Origin of the sequence: Rhodococcus sp. 15-2388-1-1a (genome assembly GCF_002259145.1) — a bacterium.
Taxonomy (GTDB): Bacteria; Actinomycetota; Actinomycetes; order Mycobacteriales; family Mycobacteriaceae; genus Rhodococcoides.
The window spans coordinates 37,049-59,641 of record NZ_NPFP01000035.1 but is presented as its reverse complement, the minus strand read 5'-3'; the positions used below and the strand labels follow the sequence as shown (position 1 = coordinate 59,641).

Here is a 22,593-nt window from a genome sequence, read left to right as displayed (position 1 = left end):
TCACAATGATGGTTCGTCCGAGTCCCATTCCGCGGGCTTAGCTCGATATTCCCCGTCTATGTGATGAAATGGAAATTGTGACAAGTTTCGGTGCAATCGGCGATAGCGACGACGCGAATATTCTGCAGACTCCTCGCACCTGGGGCCAAATGTTCCCCGAATCGCACGCGGTCCTCGTGGTCGGTGGACGTTCGGTGGTCGAGGACGATGCCTCAGCATCCGCTGATGAGTACGAGGCGGTGGCAGAGCAGGTCACTCAAGACATCATCGAGAATCGGACGGCTACCGCGCTGGGGGTGCTACTCCCCTTCGCTCCGCGGCATCTGCCCGGAAAGCGCCTGACGGTCGGTGTGCGTGCGTTCACTTGCCTCGGCAGACTGACGGATTCATCGACGCTCGAGGGAGTTCTCTCGACGTCCGTGCGCGACATCTTCGACGTACGAGGCGTCGGACTGGGAACGGTGCAGGATATCGTCGGCGCTTTGGTTCGCGTTTCCTTGACCGGCGATCAGAGCGAACCTCCCTCACCAGTCGACGAGCCCGCGGAAGCAGAACTACCTCCGGCAATTCGACAACTGATCGACGATGTCCTCGCCCTATCGCGATGGCGACGCGTTCGCGGCCAATCGATCGAGCCCCTCTTCGAGATCAGAGGAGATGACGCCGCGCCCGAACAACTTCAAGACATTCTCACGCGACTCGAGACGCTGACAGCTGAAGATTTCCCGACTGCCGCAGAACCGTCAGCGTTCGACACCCTCACCGCGTTCTACGATGACCTCGACGACCGTGACAAGCAGATCTTTCGCGACCGGATTGTCTCGCCCGTACCCGTCACATTGCAGGCGGTAGCGGACGACTGGGACGTCAGCCGCGAACGGATCCGCCAGCTCGAGTCAAAGTTGCAGACTCGAGTCACCGAATTACGGTCCTTCGGAACACCTGTGGGCGACTTGCTGGCTGCGCTCCGCGCGGAAATCACGCCGGTTGCGAGCTTGGAGCGCCTACTGTCAAGACACCCGGAGCTCCGCGAGGAGTTCGTCGGGTTCTCCTCTCCGATGTGGCAGGTCTTGGATGGAATCGACGACAACATCAAGGTCACAGACGGCTGGGCAGCCACACCGGACACCGAAGTGAGCAAAGCGAAGACTCACGAGTTTCTTCTCGCATTCGCGGACGAGCACGGTGTCGTGGATCCGAAGTCGTTGCCACCCGGCGGTCTCGGAGCCGGCGACGAGCAGCACGCGTGGTTGCAGTGGTGCGGCTACGACTTCTTCAGAGGCCGAATACTGACCAGCACCAAGAATCTCGGCGACCACGCAGCATCAGTGTTGTCGGTCCACGGCGAATCTATGGGTGCAGAGGACATCTTCGCCGGCATCGACAAAGAACGCTCGTTCCGTTCGTTTCTCAATCAACTGGGCGGAGACCCCCGTTTTACTCGAACCAGCAAATCCGAGTGGGCTTTGGCAGACTGGGACGTCGCGGAGTACGGGTCGATCAGGGCACAGATTGCCCGCGTACTTGACGAGAACGGCGGCGCTCTGGACGTCGACGAGCTCGTAGACGCAATAGCCACTCGCTTCGGCGTCGCCGCTTCCAGTGTCCGAACCTATGCAGCCACAGGCGACTTCATGCTGGAGCGTGGAGTTGTCTCTCGTAGGACTGTGGCGGCTGCCCCGCGTAAGGCACCGGAGGACACGCGCGGCTTGTACCGTGACGGCGCAGTATGGCGCTTCGCTATCGTGGCCAACAAGGACCATCTGCGGGGGTCTGGATTTGCCGTTCCCAGCGGCGTCGCCCGGCTCCTGAACGTCGACTACGGCGCATCCACAGAACTGCACAGCCGACTCGGCGCTCAAGCAGTGAGATGGAAGGGCGTACAGCCTGGTTGTGGAAGCATTCGTCGTTTCCTGCAGGAATTGAACACGCCCGAAGGCGATCGCATGTTCCTCGAGTTCCGTGACGACAACACGTTCGACGTGGTTCCTGCAACACCCCTCCCTGCGGGTGCGACGAGTGCGGCGGCGGCACTGCACCTGACAGGGAAATCCGATGTCGGCACGTTGTCGGAGCCCCAGATTGTGTCTGCGCTGGCCGAGGCGCTCGGCATTCCGGGTGAGGACAGGGCTCGTCGCGTCTTGTCGGCAGCGCGCGGGCGCGATGAAGTAGCGATAGTCGAATTGTTGGAGGAAGCATGGGTCACCCAGCGGTAGCAGGCGTAGCGACATCGAACACGATTGACCCCCGTGATCGAATCACAGGCTCGCGGACCGGTCAGCTGACGAACAACAGAATCAACCACTCAGCATGAACAAGGCCTTGTCCACATCACGCCCGAGCCACGTAATGTTCTGCGCTGCAAGCTGAGTTCTGATGTCTTCCACGATCTGCATGTAGCGTCGATACTGCCCGCGACTCGCTGTTGTTCTCACGCCAAGACCCTTAAGCGCCGCGACGGCCCGCCTGTCGAAAACAGCCATTCGCTCCGGTGCCGCAGCGAGGATCAGAGCCGAAGCCAACGCGTCGCCGGAGGAGAAGCCGGGCAATTCACTCAGAGCGCTGCGAGCCTCACCCGCTGCAACCACGGTATCGGCCGCGTCGTTGTTTGCTGCCACGTACATTGCCCCAGTTGCTTGTCTAACCACGGTGTCCGGCGTTCTGTTCAATGCCATGACCCACGGGGTATCGGCCCGCAAACGCTTCCAAAACAGCAAAGCTCCGATGTCTGCTTTGCCCAAGCTCTTTGCGTCCTGGACTCGGGTCACCACGTCGAACAAGACCTCATCATAGGATTCGGACGTGGCCGCATCGTAATCAACATGCGCGTCGACAAGGCGTCGAAGACCATCGGCTTCGAGAATCATTGCTGATGCACCGGTGCCAACTCCTGAACAAATCGACCTGAGTCTTCGTACACGCACCCGACCCCATGCTCAGTGAGCAACGCGAGCAAATCGTCGACCGGCTTGTCAGGAAGCAACACTGAAACCGCCGGCCTCGTATCAATGTGCCGTCGATAGTCGAGTAGCTGCCCCAACGCCATTCGGACAGCCTCTCGTGAGCTAGATGCCTTGGCCTCGTACAGAACGTTGCCCGTGTGATCAAAAATGTCTGCGAGAAGCGAGCGAGCGCCATCACCGACCTTCATCTGATAGCTACTCACGTCCGAGTTCCGCTTGACCAGCGTGGCCGCAAATCTATGCATCATTACGCTCTCGGCACGCCGCGCACGGTAAGAGGAGAAGCTCTCGACGTGATATTCCTTGATCCGGTTTTCCTCCAACGGAATACGTCTCGACGAGGGCTGGCCGGGAGCACTTCTGCGTCCGCCGAGCCAAGGGTTGTCGGTGGCGCGGCCCAAGTCTTCGATGTGCCTCGCCCATAGCTCGGCCAGTACGGACGCCGACGGCTCTTTGATCAGCCGACCTGAGTTCAATACTGGGAACTTGAAGTCGGTCAGTGCAGATTGCACTTCTTCGACTGGTAGGCGATCTTCGTCGGCAAGCATCACGTTCCAGCTGACGTCGACGTACTTTGCTTCGCGGCCGCTGTCGCCCCAGTGCTCGCCAGGGAAGATGCCGTCCGAGATAAGCTCACCGGCCGCTACAACGCCACGATTTGTGCCTGTGCGCAGCATGAAAACACGATCCCCTACCAGGGGATCACCATAACCTTGGCCGAAGCTCCAGAAATCCGGATAAGTGAGACCCGCAGCGGTTTCTTCGATCATCTCCTCGCGAACAGAAGGATCTAGGCCCTCATCACTTCCGTTCCACAGGACGAAGAAGCTCTTGTTCATTGGCAGTCCCCTGTTCGTTCTGATCGCTAACCAGACCCCACAGTTCCATATTGTGCCGACAGTCCGCAGGGACATGAACCATCTCCGATTCACCGTCAGCTCCAGCCGGTGAAGGTTGGTCTCAGGAATGCAAGAACGTGAGGATCAGGTTCAGGCCCCCGAACCACAGTCAACGGGCACGATCGCACCGGTCACCGCGGAAGCCCTGTCACTCAGCAGCCACGCGGCGGCCTCGGCAACTTCGCGGGCTTCTGCCATCCGCCCCATCGGTGACGCAGCGCTACTGGCTGCGATGACACCGGGTGTCTTTGCCTCCCATTCGTCCATCATTTCTGTTGCAGTTCCTCCGGGCATCAGACCGTTGACACGGATACCCTCAGGGGCCCAGGTGACCGCTGCGGTTTCGGTGATGCTGTTGAGCGCCCGCTTCATCGCCCCGTATGCCGGAAGCGGCGGAACGGCACGGCGGCTGCCGATGCTCGAGGTGTTCACGATGGCACCGCCGCCACTCCGACGCATAAGGGTGGCTTCGGCATTCATCGCGGTCCAGTGGGCACGGAAGTTGACGGTGAACTGCTCGTCGAGGTCGTCTTCAGTGGTGGTGTCGAGGGGACCTATTTGCTGCTGATTGACGCCACCGTTGTTGAACGCGCCGTCGAGTCGTCCGTGCAGCTGCTCGACGCGGTTGACGGCGGCGCGGATGCTGTCGGAGTCGGCGAGGTCCATGACGACGGCGTCGGCATTGCCCCCGGTCACTCGGATCGTCGTGACGAGCTGGTCGAGCGCGTCGACGTTGCGGGCGCTGAGCACAACAGCCGCCCCCTCAGCGGAGAAGAGGTGAGCCGCAGCAGCACCGATTCCTCTACTTGCGCCGGTGATGAAAATGACTTTGCCGGACAGGAGGCCGGCTTTACGGGATGCTGATTTGTTGGTCATGGTGCAAGCATCGATGCTCCTCGGCACCGGAGACAGGCACAAGTGGTACCAGGATCCGACGGTCTACCTGCGGCACAATCGAACTCATGGACAAGCAGGAACTCGGGGCGTTTCTCCGTAGCCGCCGCGTAAAGCTTCAACCGCAGGATGTGGGTCTTCCGTCCGGCCCTCGCCGCCGGACCCCGGGTCTTCGCCGTGAAGAAGTTGCCGTGCTCGCGCATATTTCGACGGAGTACTACGTGCGCCTCGAACAAGGCCGCGCACCACGCCCGTCGGCAGAGGTGCTGGCGGGGATCGCGGCTGCCCTGTGCCTTGACGACACCGAGTCGGAACATCTGCACGCGCTGGCGGGCACCGCACCCGCGAGATCAGGTCTGCACCGGCGCGATGTTCGGCCCAGCATTCTGGCGCTCCTGGAACGACTCCCTCAGACCGCCGCAATTGTCATGTCGGCTGCGTTCGAGGTTCTTGCCTGGAACGATCTCGCCGCAGCGCTCATGGAAGACTTCGGCAGCCTGACCCCTCGTGATCGCAACCTTGCCCGCAAAGCTTTCCTCGGCACCGAGCAGGCAGGTGAGCGGCTCTACGGCATCTCCGACGACGTCCACTTTCGCCGCAGTGCGGTCAACGAACTCCGCACAGCACTCACCCGCTATCCCACCGATGAGACTGTGCGCGAGCTCGTCGCCGAACTTCGCGAGGGCAGCCCCGAGTTCGCTCGGCTGTGGGAACGACACGACGTCGCAGTCTCCCCTGCCCTGCGAAAGACGTTTCGGAACACAGCCGTTGGAGAGATCACGGTGGACTGCGATTCGCTGAAACTCGTCGAAGTCGACCAGCACCTGATCCTGTACACCGCTGCTCCCGGCACCCCTGATGCCGACAAATTGGCGCTACTGGCAATGATCGGGCACGAGAAATCTGATCACCACGACAGACCAGCCGGCACCCGCTCCGAGTGACAGCAGCCCTCGATCTGTCGGTACCCGATGCTTCGATTGCGGTATGTCACGACTCGACGAGGGGTTCTCGCCACCGGAGGCCTGTGTGCAGTGGTGTCGGCACCGAACCTACGACCTGCACGTCCTCGACGACGGTGTGTTGGTGGACCTGGATTGGTGGAACGGCCACCTCGACAGGGCAGGGCACGATCTACGCCTGCGCGGGCGCAATCTCGACGGAGAAGTCGTCGAGTACGGCAATGCCACAATCCAACGCAACGATCTTCGCACCAGCACTGATTTGGCTGTAGGAGAACATGATTCACTCGGTCTGCTGTTTCTGTGCGCCGCCTGGCAGGGTAGTCACAAACATCGCCGAGCGGCGCGGCGATTCCCCGACGTCATGAACCCGCATCTCACACACCCCGATGAGAATCCCGTCGCCAAGACTCTCGCAGTGCTCGACTACTGCGTCCGAAACCGCGAGGTGCCCGAGCATCCGAGTGAAACTCGCTCGGGATGGCCGGACGCTCCGGGCGTCGGTGTCTCACTGATGGCCACATTTCTGTGGGCGGTGAACGCCTCGGTCTACGGCGGCCCGGCCCAACTGATCGACCAATACGGAGTCTCGACTCTCATACACGAAGGATGGCTCGAGGACCCGTCCGTCACCGGCTTCACCCGGCGCCGCTACGACCGCTACATCGACCTCATCACGAGCTGGGCCAACGAGATCGACACCAGTCCCGAACTCGTCGAGATGTGGCTCGTGCAGCGCTGGAGCGCCCGACTCGACGACGCACGATTCGGCAGCTGCAACGCACCCACCTTGTTCTGAAAAGTCCACCACAATCGCGTTGGTAGCTTCAGCGGATGATCGAACTACCGACTCCGCCGTCGTTGACCACGCCGCACACTCGGGTCAAGACGTCGTATCTGGTCGGTGAACTCGCCGACTCGATTCATCGCGGTCGGAGCACCGACTGGCTGCGAGCCGCGAGTATCGACTTCGAGAGCTTTGCCGCCGATCGCGTCGGAGTCCGCGAACGCTGGGGTGTTCCCTCCCAAGTCTTTTGGTACACCTCGGGCGAGTACTACATCGGCTCTCTCGTGCTGCGTCACCGCCTCACCGAGGACGAAGGCGGTGGTCACATCGGCTACCACGTCGTGTATCCCTGGCAGCGCAACGGCCACGCCACCCGAATGCTGCGACTGGCCCTGGACGCGTGCGCAGACCTGGGAATCCCGCGCGCACTGCTGACGGTCTCACCCGACAACCCAGCGTCCGTCATAGTCGTCGAACGCAACGGAGGCATCCCCGATGGCCTGAACCACGAGGGCGAACTGCGCTTCTGGATCGACACAACCAAGCACTGACGGGCACGGCTCGTGCGAGAGCGAACATTCGAGGGTTGTGAGATCACGATACCTCTTCTATGGTTATCCGTAATTACGGAATAACGGATGGGAGAACTCGATGCGACGCTCGACCTGGATCTCGACCGCCTGCACAGCCGTCCTGCTGGTGGGCGGATGCGCCACCGACAACGACGCAACTGCACCGACCACCACTACCCCGACGCCGGAGAACTGCGCCGCCGTCACCTCGACGGACCTCGCCACCGAGGACGGGTGGATCGGACTGATCGATCAGGCACCCGACACCGTCAGCCTCGTCATCGACGACGGCCGCGGCCGAACCGTCGAACATCGGGCCGACCAAGAGCAGGTACTCGCATCCGCAATCAAAGTGGTGCATCTCGCCGCCTACGCCCAGGCAGTCGCGAACGGCATCATCGACCCGAACCAGCAAGTGCCGCTCAGTGATTGGGAACGCTGGTACGTACCTGGCACCGACGCCAACGCTCATCCGAGTGCTTTGACCCGGCTGGGCATTGCCAACACCGGCACCAACGCAACCGACCCCGACGCCACGGTTCGCATCGACGACATGGTCTCGGCCATGATCCAGGAGAGCGACAACTCGGTTCCCGACTACCTCCGCTACCGACTCGGCGATCAAGCCCTCGTCGACGCCGCAGCAACCGGAGGTTGGGAGAACTTCGAGGCACCGAGCATGGTGGCCGACATGCTCTCGATCTTCGATCCCGAACTCGCCGATGCAGATACCTGGGAGATCGCCCAGAAGTGGGCATTCGACCCGCAGTTCCGGGCCCAGGTCGAGGCGTCCGTGCAAGTGCCGACCTACGAGGACCAGGTCGCCCGGGTCGAGAGCAGTTTCCGCGGCGGTTCGGCCGAAGAATTGAACGGAATGTATCGCGCCTTCACGGATGGGACATACGGCGCAGCATCCGACACCATTGTGCGCCAATTGGAATGGCAGCCCGCAGGTGACGGCGTTCTCGGTGTCGGGTTCAAAGGTGGCAGCCTCCCCGGTGTGCTGACCCAGGGTTTTGAGCTGCGCCGCAACGACGGAACGGTCGCGACCGCGGTGTGGCTCACCGATGGTCTTTCTGCAGACAGATTCGAGCAAGCGTATGCAGGAGCCGGCGCGCAACAGCAACTCATCGTCGAGGCGATGCTCTCGCCCGAGGTTCTCGACCGGATAGCCTGCGTGGTGTGAGCACAGAGTTCGAATCGAGACTGGCAGAGCTGGAGGCCCGCGTCGCCGAGCTGGAGCGACGCGACACTCCCCAGCAGCTCGAGGCCGCCCCGTCGACAGGCGGCATGATCGCCTACCAAGGCGACGTGCATCTGCACGGCACCGTCCGCTGGGACATCGGCTACTCCCCCGACGCCATAGTCGAACTACCGGTGCCCTCCGCGTCGGAAGTGCTTGCCGCTTTGGGACATCCGGTGCGACTGCAGATCGTGCGAACGCTGCTACGAGGACCGGCGAACGCTGCGGATCTCCTCGCTGCAGTGGGACTCGGCTCGTCCGGCCAGATCTATCACCACCTCAAGACGCTGAGTTCGGCGAATATCGTGGAGCAGCACGGTCGTGGAGACTATCGAATCGCCGCCAAACGAGTTGTGCCGCTCCTGGTTTCGATGCTCGCTGCCGCCGATATCGCAGGCGATCTGGGTACCTGACCGCCTACAACACCGCGTGTCAGGGTACGAACAACACACCCAAGCCGGGGATGAGAGCGTTCGACGCATCGGGATTCTCGCGGTCGTGGGTCACCGTCACGAATACCGGACCCGCGCCCGTCCGAGCCGTCACCTCGGTCGGCAGGCGGTAGGCCTGCGGACCACCCTGATTGGCCGGCTGAGTCCGATCGATGTCGTCGTTCCAGTGCCGCAAGCCGGCGGAGCCCGCCTCACCGGTGGACAGGTTGCGCCAGTTGACCGTCAGGTGCCGGTAAGCGAACTGGTAGTAGTACGGCCGGATGTCGGCGGCCGAGAAGCGCACCTCACCCGGCTTCTCGCCGACCACCGCGCGAATCGGAATGGTCTGAACAAGTCCGCCGGGAACGCCCGCAGGGACGAATTCCGGCCCGGTCACGACAGGCACCTGCAGTACCGACTCTTGCGGCGCAGCGGTTGCAGTTCCGGCACCCATGCCGAAGACCAGGGGGACGGTCAGCGCCAGGGCGGCGACACCGCCGCGGATCGATTTCCGCATCGAGTTTCCTTTCGGTTGGACGATCAGGGCACGTAGATCAGGCCTTTGCCCGGGATCAGCGTGTCGGCGTAGGGCTCGCCCTCGTAGTAATCGCGGTAGTGGGTCACGGTGATCTCGACCCATCCACTTCCGGTGGGCAGAGCTACTTCGCGCGGGTACTGCTCACTGTGTAGCGGCGGCAGGTCGTTGGGCGGGCCCGGGTTAGGGTTGTCCTGCCAATGCCGCAGTCCCGCGCTTCCACGGAAGCCGATGTCCCAGTTTCGCCAGTTCACACCGAGACTTCGATACGGATACTGGTCTGCATACGGCGCGATATTCGCCGCGGACAACAGCAGAACACCCGGCTCGGTACCGACCGTGGCCTTCATCGGAATGGTCTGGAACAGCCCACCGGGCACGGCACCGGGTGCGATCTGGAAACCGGTGACGACCGGAATCTGGAGCAGCGTGGTCTGCGGCGCTGCCACGGCCGTTCCCGCGCCGATGCCCAGTACCAGGGGGATCGTCAGTGCGATCGATACGACCGCTCGCCGCAATGACTTTCGCATACAGCATGCCTTTCGCTCATGTCGCACAACGAGATACCGGATCGCACGTGACACCGGACCAAGAACCCCAGGTTGAACCTGGAACATCAAGTGGTTCTTGAGTCTTTACCCGACCCACCCTCGCAGCCACAGCGACAAAAGGACCGCCCGAATACCGATTCGTGACTGGGTCGTGACACTAACGACGTTAACAGACCACTTGGCCGGTTCGATTCAACATTCAGAGGTGATGCACTCCGCAGCCACCGGTGAGGACCATCGAATGAGGCAAGTCCGCACAATCGTGGCCACAGGCGCGCTGATCGCCGTTACCGCTCTCGCATCCACCTCCTGCGACTCCGACGAGCCGGTGAGCGACCCACCCACCCCGGTCACCAGCGCAGCGGCTGCTCCGTCGGCAAACGGATACTCCGACTCCGACGGTGGTAGCGGTTCAGGCGGAATCGGACAGGCTCCCGACATAGTCACCCCAGTACAAGCAATTCCCACCGCCGCGGGCACACCAGCCATACCGCCCGCCCCGAATCGCGACGATGTCACTGTGGATGCACGCGACTTCGAGCAAGCCGGAGGACAGTACTTCTTCCAATCCCCCAGCGGGAACGTGTTCTGCGGATTCAACTCCTCCAATGCGCCCGGGACCATCGTGGGCTGTCAGGTCCGCTACTCGGTGCCGGGCAACACCGGCCGCGAGTGCCTCAACACCGAGAACAACACCTACGGGGTGAAGATCAACCAAGACGGCACCGTCGAACAGATCTGCACCAATCAGGGCATCTTCGTCGGCGGACCTGAACGCCCACGAGTCTTGGAATACGGCCAGGTCATCGGAGTGACGGGCACCTTCTGTCGCTCCACCGAGGCCGGCATCACCTGCTACGACGGCGACCGAGGCTTCATGATCTCCCGCGACGTCAACATCGCATTCTGATGAAGCAGTTCTGGAAACTCACGCTGACCGCAGTTCTCACCACTGCGGCACTGACGGCATGCGGGAATCAGGATGCACCCGCCGCCGCTCCCCCGACGAGCGCTGCCGCACAGATACCCGCGCCTCCGCAGGTGACCATTGCCGCGCCGACCGACTCCACCGATGGCGACGCGGAAGGTGGGACAGAAGCGCCACAGGCCACCGAATCGAACCCGACCGCTGCCGATCCCGCGAACAACACGGCTCCCATCACCCCCGTCGACCCGGCTCGATACAGCGCGTACGGCAATCAGGTGGGCTGGAAGTCGCCGTCGGGCAACATTTATTGCAAGATCGGCGACAGTGAATTCTCGTCCGGGTGCCAGGCAGCAGATGCTCCGATACCCGACGGCGCGAACTGCGTCACCCCGTCGTTCACCATCGACCAACTCGGCAAGGGCTTCTACATGACTCCGGGGAAGGTGACGCCGACGTGCTTCAACCAAGGCGAATTCGGGGTCGAGAACGCACAACCGTTGGAATACAACACATCCATCACCTTCAACGGCTTCACGTGTTTCTCTCGCGTCGAAGCGATGATCTGCGACGCGGGCGGCGGACACGGATTCGTGTTGTCGATGCAACAGGCGACGTCCAACTGATCACGCTCAGCGAGCCCTGTCCAGACCGGCCTCGATGACGAGGTCGCGGCCCGCCTCGTCATGTCCCAGAGGTCGATCTACCCGACCGCGGTGCCCTCGAGTTCGACCAGCAAACTGGGAATCGCAAGCCGGGTGACCCCGAGCAGGGTGCTGGTCGGCTTGACGCCCGCCGCGCCCAGCCGCGCCGCCAAGTCTCCGTAGTGCGGCAGCAACGCGTCGACGTCGGTGGTGTAGACGTTGAGCCGGACTAGGTTTGCCAAGGACATATTCGCTTCGGCAAGAACGGCTTCCATGTTGTCGAGGCACAGGGACAATTGCGCGCCCATGTCGTCGGGGTGCTGAGGTGAGCCGTCATCGCCCGTCGCTGTTTGGCCGGAGAGGTAGAGCGTCCGAGCCTGCCCCGAGACGATCTCCCCCTGGTTGAATCCCATGTCCACCGACCACCGCACCGGGTTGACTGCCGTTCGTTCCATCGACGCGCGCTCCATTCGATCGTTCGGGTGTGTGTGCACCGTCGAGCCTTGCATGGAATCCGGACGTCTTCTGTCGTATGAGTACAAACGGTCTTCGGTGCCAGTGGCGTTCAGGCGGCATCCAACTGATCAGCGAGCCTCATCCCGTCGAGGCTCCATGACGAAGTCGTCGAGATCCGCCCGTCGCGTCATTTCCCAGTAGTCGACGATGCGCCATGGCAGTGTCGAGACCACGCGTCCGGCGTCGTTGCGGTACCAGTTGTCCATGCCACCGTGCGACCAGATCATCTTGGCGTGCGCCTCGTCGTGCTTGCGGACGTATTCCGCCTCCACGCCGGCCTTGCACTCGATGGCTCCGATTCGCTTGTCCACCATGTCGATCAGCACATCGACGATGTACCGCACCTGGCATTCGGCGATGGTGATATAACTGCCGCCGTGGCCCAGTACCGTGCCTGGACCGCAGGTGATGAAGAAGTTCGGGAAGTCGGGAACAGTGATGCCGAGGTACGCGTGCGCATCCTCGGGGCCCCAGATATCGCGGATGGACTCCCCCGATCGTCCGCGCACGTCGATCGGCGTCAGCAGCTTGTGGGTCTCGAAGCCCGTCGCGAGGATCACCACGTCGACCTCGGTCTCCGAACCATTCTGCGCGACAACCGAGTTAGCGGTGATGGACGAGACTGCGTCGGCGATGAGGGTGATGTTGTCGCGCTTGAGCGCGGCGTACCAACCGTTGTCGAGCAGCATCCGCTTACCGAAGGGCGGGTAATCGGGAAGCGATTTCTCGATCAAGTCGGGTCGGCCGTCGAGCTCGGCTTCGATGTAGCGAGTGAATACCCGTCGATGGGCGTCGTTCATCGGGTTGATCGAGCGCTGCGGATGCTCCCACTCGGGATCGACCTGCAGCGAACTGTGCACGCGGTCGTTGAAGTTCCAGGCCAACCTGGTTCGGTACCAAAGCCGATACAGCGGAACGACATCCATCAGGTAATTGGCATCGTCGCCCATCTCGGTGAAGTACACGTCGCTCGACGACACCCACTGCGGCGAACGCTGAAAGACCGTCGCATGCCCCACCGTCGACGCGATGGCCGGCAGCACCTGCATGGCGCTGGCCCCAGTTCCGACGATGGCGACGCGCTTACCGGCCAGATCCAGATCGCCCGGCCAGTTCGCGGTATGAAAGATCGGCCCGTCGAACGACTCGAGCCCAGGAATATGGGGCACCTTCGGCCGATTGAGCTGACCGGTCGCGGTGATCACCACGTCGGCGGTCAGCGAGTCGCCGTCGACCGTCGTGACGGTCCAGCCCTGCCTCTGCGCGTCGTACTCGGCGGTCGCCACCTCGGTGTCGAAGCGAATCCGTTGCCGCAGATCGTGTTCGGACGCGACATCGCTGAGGTACTGCCACACCTCGTCGCGCTTGCCGAAGTGGGTGCTCCAGGCCCGCGGGGCGAAGGAGTAGGAGTACAGGTGACTGGGGGTGTCGACGCCGGCACCGGGGTAGGTGTTCTCGAACCAGCCGCCGCCCACGTCGGAGTTCTTCTCGAGCACCGTGTGGCTGATGCCCGCCTCATGCAGCTTGATGGAAGCGAGCATGCCGGAGACGCCGGCGCCGATCACGATGACCGACAGATCGTTCGGTGCGGCCACCGGAGTGTCCAAGGCGGTGAAGCCCATGTCCTCGGCGACCATCACGCCGAACTCGGGAGGAACCTGCTCACCGACAGCGACGCTGATCATCTCGACGAGGTGCTCCGAGTCCGGGGAGGGCACCGCCATGGGCGCACCGTCGTGGAACGCGCAGATCGCATCGAGCGCTGCGGAACGGATGTGGTCGGCAACGGCGTCGTCGAATCCGCCGGTGTCGTTGTTGTCCATGCCCCGACTACGCGTCGGGCGATACGGATCGGCGAGCCACACGGGATCGCCGGTCAACTGATAGAGCACCGCCACCAGCGTGGGCAGGTTGGCAGCAGTAAGAGCCCGCGAGAGCCGGCCCCGATCTACTCCACCCACGGTCTCCGCTGCCGTTGCTGCGTCTGTGGACACCGGTACCTCCTGTTGCGAGCTGCTCCATCCGACTCCGACAGCTCAACTAACCACGGTTAGGCAATTTTGCGCAAGGGATTCGCGATCTCGAGATTCACAGCTTTTTGACTCTTGACAATGTGGCCCACGCCACACGATGCTTCATGGCACTACCTAACAGCGGACAGGCGAAGGGAAACACCCATGGAACTCACCGAGGCGATGCGCACCACCGGCACCTGCAGGCGGTACCTCAGCGATCCCGTTCCCGACGAGGTGTTCAAGGCCGCGTTCGACGTCGCCCGCTTCGGTCCGCAGGGCGGCAACCGTCAGCCCGTGCGGTGGATCGTCGTACGCGACGCCGCCCGCAAGCAAGCACTCGCCGATCTCTACCTCCCGATGTGGGACGCCTACTTCGCCGGTATAACCGGCGGAACCGTCGCCGTCGGAGCTCTGCCCAAGACCGTGCAGGACGCCGACTACTTCGCCCGCCACCTCCACGAGGTACCCGCCATCGTGGTGGTCTGCGCCGCGTTGGACGGACTGCACCCCACCGACCACGAACTGGGCCGACTCTCCGTCGTCGGCGGCGCATCCATCTACCCCACCGTGCAGAACCTGTGTCTGAGCCTGCGCGATCAGGGCGTCGCGACCGCGGTGACGACGTTGCTGTGCCACGAGGAACCCGCCATTCGCGAACTGCTCGGCATCCCGGACGACTACATCACGGCCGCGCACATCGCTGTCGGATACCCCGAGAAGTCGTTCCCGCGCAAGCTCACCCGTGATCCCGTCGAGCAGATCGTTGCGGCAGAGACGTTCTCGCAGCCGATGTTCGATTCCGCTGCCCTTTCCCCCGCCCTCTAACAGCTCGCACCTCGAGGAGTCCGCCGTGCCCGGTACCGCCATCCACCATCGCTCCCCCATCGGCCGCGCCACCATCGGCGATCAACTGCGTCGCCACGCGCGGACTCAGCCGAACAAGGTCGCATTCATCAGCTACGCGGCGGACGGCACCCGCGAGGTCACCACGTACGGCGAACTGGATTCTCGGGCAAACCAGTTCGCCAACCTGCTGGTCGATCTCGGGGTGACCTCGGGTGACCGCGTCGCATCGATGGCTCGCAACAGCGTCGATGTGGTGGTGGCGTACTACGGAACCCTCAAAGCCGGTGCGGCCTTCACCGGCATCAACGTGATGTATCGCGCCGCCGAAGTAAAGCACCAACTCGAACACGCGGAACCGACTGTGGTGGTGGCCGATCCGGCCTACGCCGAGATCATCTCCTCGGTGAAGCCGGACACCACCACTCTGGTGACCTACGGCCCCGAGTACGCCGCACTGACGGCGAACACCCCGTCCACCGAGCCGGACGTCGAGATGGACGAGAACGACGTCGCGATGGTCATCTACACCTCCGGAACCGAAGCGGCTCCCAAGGGCGTGATGATCCCGCACCGCAACTTCCTCATCTCCACGGCACCCGCGTGGAGTTGGGGCCTGCGCACCGGGCCGGAGGACACCTGGCTGTTCGTCATGCCCTTCCACACCATCGCCGGACTCGGCTCGATGACGACGCTGACTCTGATGGGTGCCACCCTGGTCCTGCCCGCGACGGTCGACCCGGCTCAATCGCTGCGCATCATTGCCGCCGAGAAGATCTCCGTCATCGCACAGACTCCCACGTTCTACCTGGCCTTGGCCCGTGACGAGCAGTTCGGCCCCGGGGCCGTCAGCCAGGTCAGGCGCTGCCTCACCTACGGTGGCCAGGTGTCACCGCACACGATCAGCGCCTGGGCCGCCGCGGCACCCGAGGCCATCTGGGGTACCTACTGGGGACAGTCGGAACTCTCGCAGCTCGGTTCGGTCGGCTGGTTCACGACACTCGACGACATTCCCGACGGCGACGCGTCGTGGATCGGCAAGCCCGTCACCCACCTCGAGATCAAGGTCGTCGACCCTGCGGGCAACGAGAGCGAGATCGGTGAATTGCTCTGCCGCACTCCATCGGTGATGCTCGGCTACTTCAAGGACGACGAGCGCACCGCCGAGGTATTCAGGGACGGCTGGGTACACACCGGCGACATGGTGCGCATCGACGCCGACGGCAACCTGTTCTTCTACGATCGGATGAAGGACATGATCAAGTCGGGAGGGATGAACGTGTCGTCGCAGGAAGTGGAACGCACCATCCACACGCACCCCGACGTGCTGCGTGCCGCCGTCGTCGGAGTACCCGACCCGTACTGGTCCGAGGCCGTCACGGCCTTCGTCATCGCACGCGACGGGATCGCCGCCGACCCGGCCGCCATCATCGAGTACTGCCGCACCGAGTTGGCGTCGTACAAGGCACCGAAATCGGTGCACATCGTGGCCGAACTGCCCGTCGACCCGCAGGGCAAGATCCTCAAGCGTGAACTGCGACTGCTGGCGGCGGTGGAGGAGACCGTATGACGCAGCCCTCCGAGGTCACAGCTTTACCCCGTCAGGTCCGCACCCGCCAACGACGGGACGACATCGTCGCCAATGCCGCGAATATCTTTGCGCGTGAGGGCTACTCGAACGTGGGCATGCGCGATATCGCCGACGCCGTCGGCATCAAGGGTGCCAGCCTCTACCACCACTTCCCGTCCAAGGAAGACATCCTCTTCGCGATCTGCCTGACGGTCACGCAGGAGCCGGCCGAGGAGAACCTGCCGCTGCTCGACGCGGCCGGAACCCCCACCGAACGCCTGTCGTCTCTGGTGCGTGCGCACCTGGTGCATCTGAACCGGCGACGGGTGGAGTACATCGTGGGCCTGCACGAGCTGGCCTCGCTGACCCCTGAGCACCGCACTGTCATCGAGGATTACCGTCGCCAGTACCAACGACGCGTCCGCGACGTGATCACCGCCGGAATGCGCAGTGGTGAGTTCACCGTTCCGGATGCGCGGCTGGCGTCGTTCGCGCTGACCGACATGCTCAACGGCATCAGCAACTGGTTCCACGACGGCGGCGAACTGAGCATCGACGACGTCGCCGACAACTACGTCGAATTGGCCGTTCACCGCGTTCTCGGTGCATCACATGGGGATTGACGGTCACTGCGACCCCCGCTTCGTGGGCGTGCGCGACGCGATGGCGGCCAACCTCGACAGCGGTGCCGAACTGGGTGCATCCATTGTGGTCGACATCGACGGCCACACCGCCGTCGACCTGTGGGGTGGCTACCGCGATACCGAGCGCCGCCTGCCGTGGGAGTCGGACACGATCACCAACGTGTGGTCGACGACGAAGATGGTGACGTGCCTGGCGGCGCTGATGCTTATCGACCGCGGACAGCTCGATCCGGATGCGCCGGTGGCTACCTACTGGCCCGAGTTCGGGGCCGCAGGCAAGCAGGACATCGCGGTCCGAAACCTGCTGTCGCACACCTCCGGCGTTTCGGGCTGGGACCGACCGTTCAACGAAGACGACCTCTACGACTGGGACCTGTCGACCTCGCGTCTGGCAGCGCAGGCTCCGTGGTGGGATTCGCGCACCACATCGGGGTATCACGCGGCCAGTCAGGGCCACCTGATCGGAGAAGTCGTCCGCCGAGTCACCGGAAAATCGTTGCGGCAGTTCGTGGCCGACGAGATCGCCGGTCCCCTCGGAGCCGACTTCCAGATCGGTGCCGCCGAACGCGACTGGGTCCGGATCGCCGATGTGGTTCCGCCGCCCCCGCCGACCGATGACGCCGTGCCCGATCCGACGATGGTGCGTCGCAAGACGTTCCTCGGCCCGTTGGTGCAGGCCTCGTCCGCGAATACGCCGGCATGGCGCGGCGCGGACATGGGCGCGCTGAACGGGCATGGCAATGCGCGATCGGTCACGAGAATCCTGTCGGTCATCTCCCGAGGCGGGACAGTGGACGGCGTACGGCTGCTGAGCCCGGAGACCATCGACTCGATCTTCGAGGAGCAATCCAACGGAGTCGATCTGGCCCTGGGCATTCCGTTGCGCTTCGGCCTGGGCTTCGCTCTGCCACAGCAAGAATCGATGCCCTATATCCCCGTCGGGAAGATCTGCTTCTGGGGTGGTTGGGGTGGATCGCTGACCGTTCTGCACCCGGAATCGAAGCTCACCATCTCGTACGTGATGAACCGAATGGGTCCCGGAATCATAGGCTCGGACCGGGCGGAGCAGTACGTGCACGCGATTTACGACGGAATGTCATCCACTGATTAGTGAGGACGTCCGAGGGCTACACCCGGCGCGCCGGAACCGTGATTCCCCGCGCATCGAGGATAGGTCGCACTCCCTCGGCGAAGTGGTACGCCTCCTCGAGGTGCGGGTAGCCCGAGAGGATGAACTCGTCGAACCCGGCGTCGTGGTATTCGCCGATCAGGTTCGCGACTTCCTCGTGTGAGCCGACCAACGCCGTGCCCGCGCCGCCACGAACGAGTCCGACTCCTGCCCACAGGTTCGGATAGATCTCGAGCGAATCCTTGCTGCCACCGTGCAAGGCGGCCATTCGACGCTGTCCCTCGGACTGCGAAGACGAGTGCAGCGCGTGTGCCGCAGATACCTGCTCCTCGGGGAGCTCGTCGAGGAGCTTCTGCGCGACGGCCCAGGCCTCGTCGGACGTGTCGCGGCTGATGGTGTGCAGCCGGATTCCGTACGTGAGTTTGCGGCCCTCGGCGTCAGCGAGCGCCTGCACTTTCTCGATCTTGGCGCGAGCATCGGCCGGCGGTTCGCCCCACGTCAGGTACGTCTGAACCCGCTTGGCGGCGACGGCCAGAGCCGGCTCGGAGGAGCCACCGAACCAGAACTCGGGCACCGGATCCGGAGCCTCGGACACCCGCGCATCGGCAACCTTGAAGAACTCACCCTCGTGGTCCACCGAGGTCTCGGTCCAGATGCGTTGGACGAGTCCGAGGAACTCGTCGGTGCGGGCGTATCGCCGGTCGTGGTCGATCCAGTCCCCGAAACGGCGCTGCTCGACGTCGTCTCCCCCGGTGACGATGTTGAACAACACCCGCCCTTCCGAGAACCGCTGCAGCGTCGCGGCCTGCTGCGCCGCCAATGTGGGCGGCGTGAGGCCGGGGCGGAAGGCAACGAGGAACTTCAGCCGTCGGGTGCTCTGCAGAAGAGCGGCCGTGGTCAACCAGGCGTCCTCGCACCACGTTCCCGTAGGAGTCAGCACACCTTCGAAGTCGAGCCGGTCCGCGGCCTGGGCCACCTCGGTGAGGTAGCGCAGCGACGGGCGACGAAACCCGGTGGGTTCGAGGAGATTGCCGGATGCGTGGGACGCGCCGACGATGGAGCGGCCGTCGCCTGCGGTGGGAAGGAACCAGAAGATGCGTGCGGTCACGAGTGGAACTCCTACGACGTGGTGGGTGATCAGTTGGTCGAGGCGGTCGCGTCGGCGATGGCGTCGTTGTAGCGCGTGTCGATGAAGTCTGCGAACGTGTTGCCGCCGGGGATACTTCCGCTCTCGACGAACGCATCGAAGAGCGCCTGCTCGGACTCGATCACAGTGTCGTCCAACGCAATTGCGGGTCGCTGACTTCGCCCCTGCGCCAATTCACCCGCAGCCGGGTCGATTCCGACGGCCGCGGAGTAGGCCGCCGCCCACTCGGCCGGATTGGCGTCCGCCCATGCGGATGCCTTGGCGAGACGAACCACGAAGTCCTGCAGGGCAGTGTTCTTCGCGGGATCGTCCAGGGCCTGCTGCGAGGCGATGCCGAAGCCGTAACCATTGGCGACCCCCTCGGCGGTGGTCAGCGTCTTCGAGCCGTTCTGCACCTGCGCGATCGCAGTGAACGGATCCCAGATCGCCCAGGCATCGACCTCACCCGAGGTGAATGCCGTCAGCGCATCGGCGGGCTGGAGGAACACCAGCTGAACGTCGTCGGTGGTCAAGCCGGCCTTCTGCAACTGCAGCAGCACATGGCCGTGCGCGGAACTTCCCTTGCCCACTGCGATCTTCTTGCCCCGCAGGTCTGCAAACGACGCGAGAGTCGAATCGGCAGGCACAAGGATCTGATCGCCACTCGCATCGTTGGTGTAGGCGGAGACGACCTTGATACGCGCATTGGCTGCGACGCCGAACACCGGAGGCGTATTGCCCGTGACCGCGAAGTCGATCTGGCCTGCCGTTGCGGCCTCCACCTGAGGCGGGCCGGAGGTGAAGGTGGAGAACGCGACATCGTAGGGAGCAGAGTCCAGCTCCCCGGATGCGCGAAGCAGTGCCTCGGTGCCGCCCTTCTGGTCGCCGACGTCGAGGGTGACCGTGGCGAGCTGGTCGTTGGAGACGAGTTCGGGCGCTTCGGTGGCTGCGGTGTCGCTGCCACGGGAGACACAACCGGTGAGCCCGACGACCGTCAGAGACAGGGCAGCGAGTATCCCGACGGCGCGCAGCGATCGGGAACGAGCGTGTGACGACATGCGTGAAAGATCCTTCTTATCAGTGAAATTGATGGCGTCAGCGGACGCCGAGGGCACCGAGCAAGTGAGTGCGAATGCGAGAGAATCCGGCTGTTCCCCGGTCGCGGGGACGAGGCAGGTCGACGTGGACGGTCTCGGCCACAGCACCCCCGTCGAGCACCACCACCCTGTCCCCCAGAGTGATTGCCTCGTCGACGTCGTGGGTGACCAGCAGGATGCCGAAGCCGTGCCGCCCCCACAGGTCGAGCAGGAGGGACTGCATGGTCAGTCGAGTGAGTGCGTCGAGCGCGCCGAACGGTTCGTCGAGGAGGAGCAGTTCGGGCTCCCCCACCAACGCCCGCGCCAGCGCTGCGCGCTGAGCTTGCCCACCGGACAACGTCATCGGCCACGCGTCTCGCTTGTCCGCGAGCCCGACTTCGTCGAGGGTCGCATCCGCCGCGGTCAGCGCGTTGTTGCCGGTGACGCCTGCGGTGTTGAGACCGTAGGACACATTCTGGCGAACCGACCGCCACGGAAACAGCCGTGGTTCCTGGAACGCCACCGCGGGATTCCCGGCGACGTGCCGCTCACCGGTGTGGTCCGTCGACAGCCCGGCCAGAACGCGCAGGATCGTCGACTTGCCGGAGCCGGAGCGTCCGACCAGCGACACGATCTCACCGCGTTCGATGGACAGGTCGACGCCCTTCAACACGTGACTGGGTCCGTAGAACTTGTCGATGCCGTGCAGGGTGGCGACCGAAGTCGTCGTCGTAGTCATGAATCAGGCATCCAATCGGTAACGGAGGGATCGTTTTTCGAGGATTCGTACGATGCCGTCGGTGGCGATTCCCATCAGCGCGTAGACGACGAGCCCGAAGATGATGGTGTCCACACGCAGGAAGTCCCGCGCGTTGTTGATGATGTAACCGAGCCCGGATTCCGCATTGATCTGCTCGGCCACGATCAACGACAACCAGGCGATGGCCAACGATTGCCTCAGTCCCACCAGAAGTTGCGGGGCGATGCTGGGCAGGATGATCGTGGTGAACCGCTGACGCCACGAGAAACCGAGTACGACGGCCGTGTCGAGGAAGTCGCGATCGATCTGACGGATGGCCGAGAACGTGTTGAGGTACAACGGAAACGCGACTCCCAGAGCGACGAGCAGGATCTTGGGAGTCTCGCCGATCCCGAACCACAGAATGAACAGCGGGATGAGGCCGAGGTGCGGGAGTGCGCGCAGCATCTGTAGCGGTGGGTCGACGGTTGCCTCGGCGAGCTTCGACAGTCCGACGAGCGCTCCGAGCGCCACCCCGATCAGCCCGCCGAGCAGGAGTCCCTGAACAACGCGCGTTCCGGAAATGGCCAGAGCGTCGGCCAATTCACCGTTGCGCAGCAATTCCAGACCGGCGTCGAAGATCAATGACGGTGCGGGCAGTACTCGTTCGGAGAGAACTCCGGCAGCACTGGCGATCTGCCAGAGGACGAGGAGGACGATCGGCGACAGGGCGCGCAGGACGGTCCATCGGTACCGCTGCCACGCAGAGTCTTTCGACGAGACGGGTGCGGAGCCGACTTTGGAGGCGTCGCCGTCGCGCGTGTCCACGGGTCCCGCGGGAGCGGCGTACGACGTCATGACCATGGGTACAGGCCTTCCGGTTGAGTGTGAGCAGGTTCGACTACTCACACTCGGTCACACCGGGGTCTACGACCAGGGTTCGAATCAGCGTGAATACAAGTCGGGCAGAATCGGACTTATGACCGTCGAGCCCATCCACACCGAGCGCCTAACCCTTCGCCTGTACGAACCCGACGACGCAGACCGGATTCTCGCGTACTACAGCGACCCGGAAGTCTGCCGTTACCTGCTCCACGAAGCGTGGACACACGCCGATGCGGTTGCTGCGGTAGGCAAACGGATGAAGCGAATCGGACTGCACACCCAGGCACTCGCGATGGTGGTCGAACACGAGGGGACGGTGGTGGGCAACGTCGAGGCGTGGTTGGTCGACGGTTCCCCGGCTCTCGTCGAACTCGGGTGGACGTTCTCCCCCTCCGTCGCCGGTCGGGGTTACGCCACCGAGGCGGTGAACGCGTTGGTCGAGCACGTGTTCTTGCTACCCCAAATCCACCGGATCAGCGCACAGCTGGACGGCCGCAACGACGCGTCGGCCCGGTTGGCGGCGCGGGTCGGGATGCGTCAGGAAGCACATTTCCGCCAGAACTGGTGGTGCAAGGGTGAATGGACCGACACCCTCGTCTACGCGATGTTGCGCGAAGATCGCTGAGTCGGCTGGGTGGAGGCTT

24 protein-coding genes are annotated in these 22,593 nt (G+C 63.5%); 13 read left to right on the top strand and 11 right to left on the bottom strand.

Going from position 1 to position 22,593, the window contains the following annotated elements; genetic code table 11:
- The first annotated feature begins 149 nt into the window (after positions 1-149).
- Entirely contained in the window at positions 150-2,216 is a 2,067-nt protein-coding gene (locus CH302_RS20175; protein WP_176460739.1) for a sigma factor-like helix-turn-helix DNA-binding protein, read from the top strand.
- A gap of 81 nt (positions 2,217-2,297) precedes the next feature.
- On the opposite strand, the gene CH302_RS30220 is transcribed toward CH302_RS20175, so the two are convergent.
- From CH302_RS30220 to CH302_RS20160, 3 genes are all read right to left on the bottom strand, one after another.
- Complete coding sequence (locus CH302_RS30220) at positions 2,298-2,867, bottom strand: hypothetical protein (RefSeq protein WP_052047679.1); 570 nt, start codon at positions 2,865-2,867, stop codon at positions 2,298-2,300.
- Complete coding sequence (locus CH302_RS20165) at positions 2,864-3,802, bottom strand: hypothetical protein (RefSeq protein ID WP_037190849.1); 939 nt, start codon at positions 3,800-3,802, stop codon at positions 2,864-2,866. Before CH302_RS20165 ends, CH302_RS30220 begins: the two co-directional genes overlap by 4 nt.
- 150 nt (positions 3,803-3,952) lie before the next feature.
- Positions 3,953-4,738, bottom strand: coding sequence for an SDR family NAD(P)-dependent oxidoreductase (locus CH302_RS20160; RefSeq protein ID WP_037190845.1), 786 nt, complete (start codon positions 4,736-4,738; stop codon positions 3,953-3,955).
- Between the two features lie 86 nt (positions 4,739-4,824).
- Here CH302_RS20160 and CH302_RS20155 point away from each other — a divergent pair, with 86 nt between their 5' ends.
- From CH302_RS20155 to CH302_RS20135, 5 genes are all read left to right on the top strand, one after another.
- Positions 4,825-5,700: a helix-turn-helix transcriptional regulator gene (locus CH302_RS20155; RefSeq protein ID WP_037190843.1), complete on the top strand. Its 876-nt coding sequence runs from the start codon at positions 4,825-4,827 to the stop codon at positions 5,698-5,700.
- Between the two features lie 43 nt (positions 5,701-5,743).
- Positions 5,744-6,517, top strand: coding sequence for an 8-oxoguanine DNA glycosylase OGG fold protein (locus tag CH302_RS20150; RefSeq protein WP_037190841.1), 774 nt, complete (start codon positions 5,744-5,746; stop codon positions 6,515-6,517).
- Between the two features lie 35 nt (positions 6,518-6,552).
- Entirely contained in the window at positions 6,553-7,056 is a 504-nt protein-coding gene (locus CH302_RS20145) for a GNAT family N-acetyltransferase (protein WP_037190839.1), read from the top strand.
- A 100-nt stretch (positions 7,057-7,156) separates the two neighbouring features.
- Positions 7,157-8,263 (top strand): serine hydrolase, encoded by a 1,107-nt coding sequence (locus CH302_RS20140; RefSeq protein ID WP_037190836.1) that lies wholly within the window; start codon positions 7,157-7,159, stop codon positions 8,261-8,263.
- Positions 8,260-8,733 (top strand): ArsR/SmtB family transcription factor, encoded by a 474-nt coding sequence (locus CH302_RS20135; RefSeq protein WP_037190834.1) that lies wholly within the window; start codon positions 8,260-8,262, stop codon positions 8,731-8,733. Before CH302_RS20140 ends, CH302_RS20135 begins: the two co-directional genes overlap by 4 nt.
- A 19-nt stretch (positions 8,734-8,752) precedes the next feature.
- On the opposite strand, the gene CH302_RS20130 is transcribed toward CH302_RS20135, so the two are convergent.
- Positions 8,753-9,268: a hypothetical protein gene (locus CH302_RS20130; RefSeq protein ID WP_052047678.1), complete on the bottom strand. Its 516-nt coding sequence runs from the start codon at positions 9,266-9,268 to the stop codon at positions 8,753-8,755.
- Positions 9,269-9,291: 23 nt separating this feature from the next.
- Positions 9,292-9,816 (bottom strand): hypothetical protein, encoded by a 525-nt coding sequence (locus tag CH302_RS20125; RefSeq protein ID WP_052047677.1) that lies wholly within the window; start codon positions 9,814-9,816, stop codon positions 9,292-9,294.
- A 262-nt stretch (positions 9,817-10,078) separates the two neighbouring features.
- Here CH302_RS20125 and CH302_RS20120 point away from each other — a divergent pair, with 262 nt between their 5' ends.
- Positions 10,079-10,747 (top strand): hypothetical protein, encoded by a 669-nt coding sequence (locus tag CH302_RS20120; RefSeq protein ID WP_037191125.1) that lies wholly within the window; start codon positions 10,079-10,081, stop codon positions 10,745-10,747.
- Positions 10,747-11,388, top strand: coding sequence for a hypothetical protein (locus tag CH302_RS20115; RefSeq protein ID WP_052047676.1), 642 nt, complete (start codon positions 10,747-10,749; stop codon positions 11,386-11,388). The genes CH302_RS20120 and CH302_RS20115 overlap by 1 nt, the downstream gene beginning before the upstream one ends.
- Before the next feature lie 77 nt (positions 11,389-11,465).
- On the opposite strand, the gene CH302_RS20110 is transcribed toward CH302_RS20115, so the two are convergent.
- Together CH302_RS20110 and CH302_RS20105 are read right to left on the bottom strand one after the other, a co-directional pair.
- Positions 11,466-11,861: a RidA family protein gene (locus CH302_RS20110; protein WP_037191120.1), complete on the bottom strand. Its 396-nt coding sequence runs from the start codon at positions 11,859-11,861 to the stop codon at positions 11,466-11,468.
- A gap of 129 nt (positions 11,862-11,990) precedes the next feature.
- Positions 11,991-13,916 (bottom strand): flavin-containing monooxygenase, encoded by a 1,926-nt coding sequence (locus tag CH302_RS20105; RefSeq protein WP_230596277.1) that lies wholly within the window; start codon positions 13,914-13,916, stop codon positions 11,991-11,993.
- Positions 13,917-14,099: 183 nt separating this feature from the next.
- On the opposite strand from CH302_RS20105, the gene CH302_RS20100 reads away from it, so the two are divergent.
- From CH302_RS20100 to CH302_RS20085, 4 genes are read left to right on the top strand one after another with little or no spacing between them, the layout of a single operon-like run.
- On the top strand, positions 14,100-14,762 hold the full coding sequence (locus tag CH302_RS20100; RefSeq protein WP_027497814.1) for a nitroreductase family protein: 663 nt from the start codon (positions 14,100-14,102) through the stop codon (positions 14,760-14,762).
- Positions 14,763-14,787: 25 nt separating this feature from the next.
- A complete protein-coding gene (locus CH302_RS20095; RefSeq protein ID WP_037190832.1) occupies positions 14,788-16,350 on the top strand; it encodes a class I adenylate-forming enzyme family protein in 1,563 nt (520 codons plus the stop codon).
- Positions 16,347-16,973 carry a TetR/AcrR family transcriptional regulator gene (locus tag CH302_RS20090; RefSeq protein ID WP_037190829.1) on the top strand — a complete coding sequence of 209 codons (627 nt, stop codon included), beginning with the start codon at positions 16,347-16,349 and terminating at the stop codon, positions 16,971-16,973. The genes CH302_RS20095 and CH302_RS20090 overlap by 4 nt, the downstream gene beginning before the upstream one ends.
- The gene (locus tag CH302_RS20085; protein WP_037190827.1) at positions 16,963-18,105 is read left to right on the top strand and encodes an EstA family serine hydrolase; all 1,143 of its coding nucleotides are present in this window, start codon (positions 16,963-16,965) and stop codon (positions 18,103-18,105) included. Before CH302_RS20090 ends, CH302_RS20085 begins: the two co-directional genes overlap by 11 nt.
- 16 nt (positions 18,106-18,121) lie before the next feature.
- Here the strand turns inward: CH302_RS20085 and CH302_RS20080 are convergent, their stop codons facing one another.
- From CH302_RS20080 to CH302_RS20065, 4 genes are read right to left on the bottom strand one after another with little or no spacing between them, the layout of a single operon-like run.
- On the bottom strand, positions 18,122-19,231 hold the full coding sequence (locus CH302_RS20080; protein ID WP_037190824.1) for an LLM class flavin-dependent oxidoreductase: 1,110 nt from the start codon (positions 19,229-19,231) through the stop codon (positions 18,122-18,124).
- Between the two features lie 29 nt (positions 19,232-19,260).
- Positions 19,261-20,307: an ABC transporter substrate-binding protein gene (locus CH302_RS20075; RefSeq protein WP_052047715.1), complete on the bottom strand. Its 1,047-nt coding sequence runs from the start codon at positions 20,305-20,307 to the stop codon at positions 19,261-19,263.
- Between the two features lie 37 nt (positions 20,308-20,344).
- Positions 20,345-21,064: an ABC transporter ATP-binding protein gene (locus CH302_RS20070; RefSeq protein WP_037190822.1), complete on the bottom strand. Its 720-nt coding sequence runs from the start codon at positions 21,062-21,064 to the stop codon at positions 20,345-20,347.
- 3 nt (positions 21,065-21,067) lie between these two features.
- A complete protein-coding gene (locus CH302_RS20065; protein WP_230596276.1) occupies positions 21,068-21,928 on the bottom strand; it encodes an ABC transporter permease in 861 nt (286 codons plus the stop codon).
- 115 nt (positions 21,929-22,043) lie between these two features.
- Here CH302_RS20065 and CH302_RS20060 point away from each other — a divergent pair, with 115 nt between their 5' ends.
- A complete protein-coding gene (locus tag CH302_RS20060; RefSeq protein ID WP_037191112.1) occupies positions 22,044-22,574 on the top strand; it encodes a GNAT family N-acetyltransferase in 531 nt (176 codons plus the stop codon).
- The last annotated feature ends 19 nt before the right edge of the window (positions 22,575-22,593 follow it).

Bases quoted from the DNA above. Each gene is read 5' to 3' on its own strand.
- CH302_RS20125 (WP_052047677.1), bottom strand. From the start codon at position 9,816: ATGCGAAAGTCATTGCGGCGAGCGGTCGTATCGATCGCACTGACGATC.
- CH302_RS20065 (WP_230596276.1), bottom strand. From the start codon at position 21,928: ATGGTCATGACGTCGTACGCCGCTCCCGCGGGACCCGTGGACACGCGC.
- CH302_RS20130 (WP_052047678.1), bottom strand. From the start codon at position 9,268: ATGCGGAAATCGATCCGCGGCGGTGTCGCCGCCCTGGCGCTGACCGTC.
- CH302_RS20120 (WP_037191125.1), top strand. From the start codon at position 10,079: ATGAGGCAAGTCCGCACAATCGTGGCCACAGGCGCGCTGATCGCCGTT.
- CH302_RS20145 (WP_037190839.1), top strand. From the start codon at position 6,553: ATGATCGAACTACCGACTCCGCCGTCGTTGACCACGCCGCACACTCGG.
- CH302_RS20115 (WP_052047676.1), top strand. From the start codon at position 10,747: ATGAAGCAGTTCTGGAAACTCACGCTGACCGCAGTTCTCACCACTGCG.
- CH302_RS20140 (WP_037190836.1), top strand. From the start codon at position 7,157: ATGCGACGCTCGACCTGGATCTCGACCGCCTGCACAGCCGTCCTGCTG.
- CH302_RS20160 (WP_037190845.1), bottom strand. From the start codon at position 4,738: ATGACCAACAAATCAGCATCCCGTAAAGCCGGCCTCCTGTCCGGCAAA.
- CH302_RS20165 (WP_037190849.1), bottom strand. From the start codon at position 3,802: ATGAACAAGAGCTTCTTCGTCCTGTGGAACGGAAGTGATGAGGGCCTA.
- CH302_RS30220 (WP_052047679.1), bottom strand. From the start codon at position 2,867: ATGATTCTCGAAGCCGATGGTCTTCGACGCCTTGTCGACGCGCATGTT.
- CH302_RS20175 (WP_176460739.1), top strand. From the start codon at position 150: ATGTTCCCCGAATCGCACGCGGTCCTCGTGGTCGGTGGACGTTCGGTG.
- CH302_RS20085 (WP_037190827.1), top strand. From the start codon at position 16,963: ATGGGGATTGACGGTCACTGCGACCCCCGCTTCGTGGGCGTGCGCGAC.
- CH302_RS20060 (WP_037191112.1), top strand. From the start codon at position 22,044: ATGACCGTCGAGCCCATCCACACCGAGCGCCTAACCCTTCGCCTGTAC.
- CH302_RS20075 (WP_052047715.1), bottom strand. From the start codon at position 20,307: ATGTCGTCACACGCTCGTTCCCGATCGCTGCGCGCCGTCGGGATACTC.
- CH302_RS20100 (WP_027497814.1), top strand. From the start codon at position 14,100: ATGGAACTCACCGAGGCGATGCGCACCACCGGCACCTGCAGGCGGTAC.
- CH302_RS20110 (WP_037191120.1), bottom strand. From the start codon at position 11,861: ATGGAACGAACGGCAGTCAACCCGGTGCGGTGGTCGGTGGACATGGGA.
- CH302_RS20090 (WP_037190829.1), top strand. From the start codon at position 16,347: ATGACGCAGCCCTCCGAGGTCACAGCTTTACCCCGTCAGGTCCGCACC.
- CH302_RS20150 (WP_037190841.1), top strand. From the start codon at position 5,744: ATGTCACGACTCGACGAGGGGTTCTCGCCACCGGAGGCCTGTGTGCAG.
- CH302_RS20070 (WP_037190822.1), bottom strand. From the start codon at position 21,064: ATGACTACGACGACGACTTCGGTCGCCACCCTGCACGGCATCGACAAG.
- CH302_RS20155 (WP_037190843.1), top strand. From the start codon at position 4,825: ATGGACAAGCAGGAACTCGGGGCGTTTCTCCGTAGCCGCCGCGTAAAG.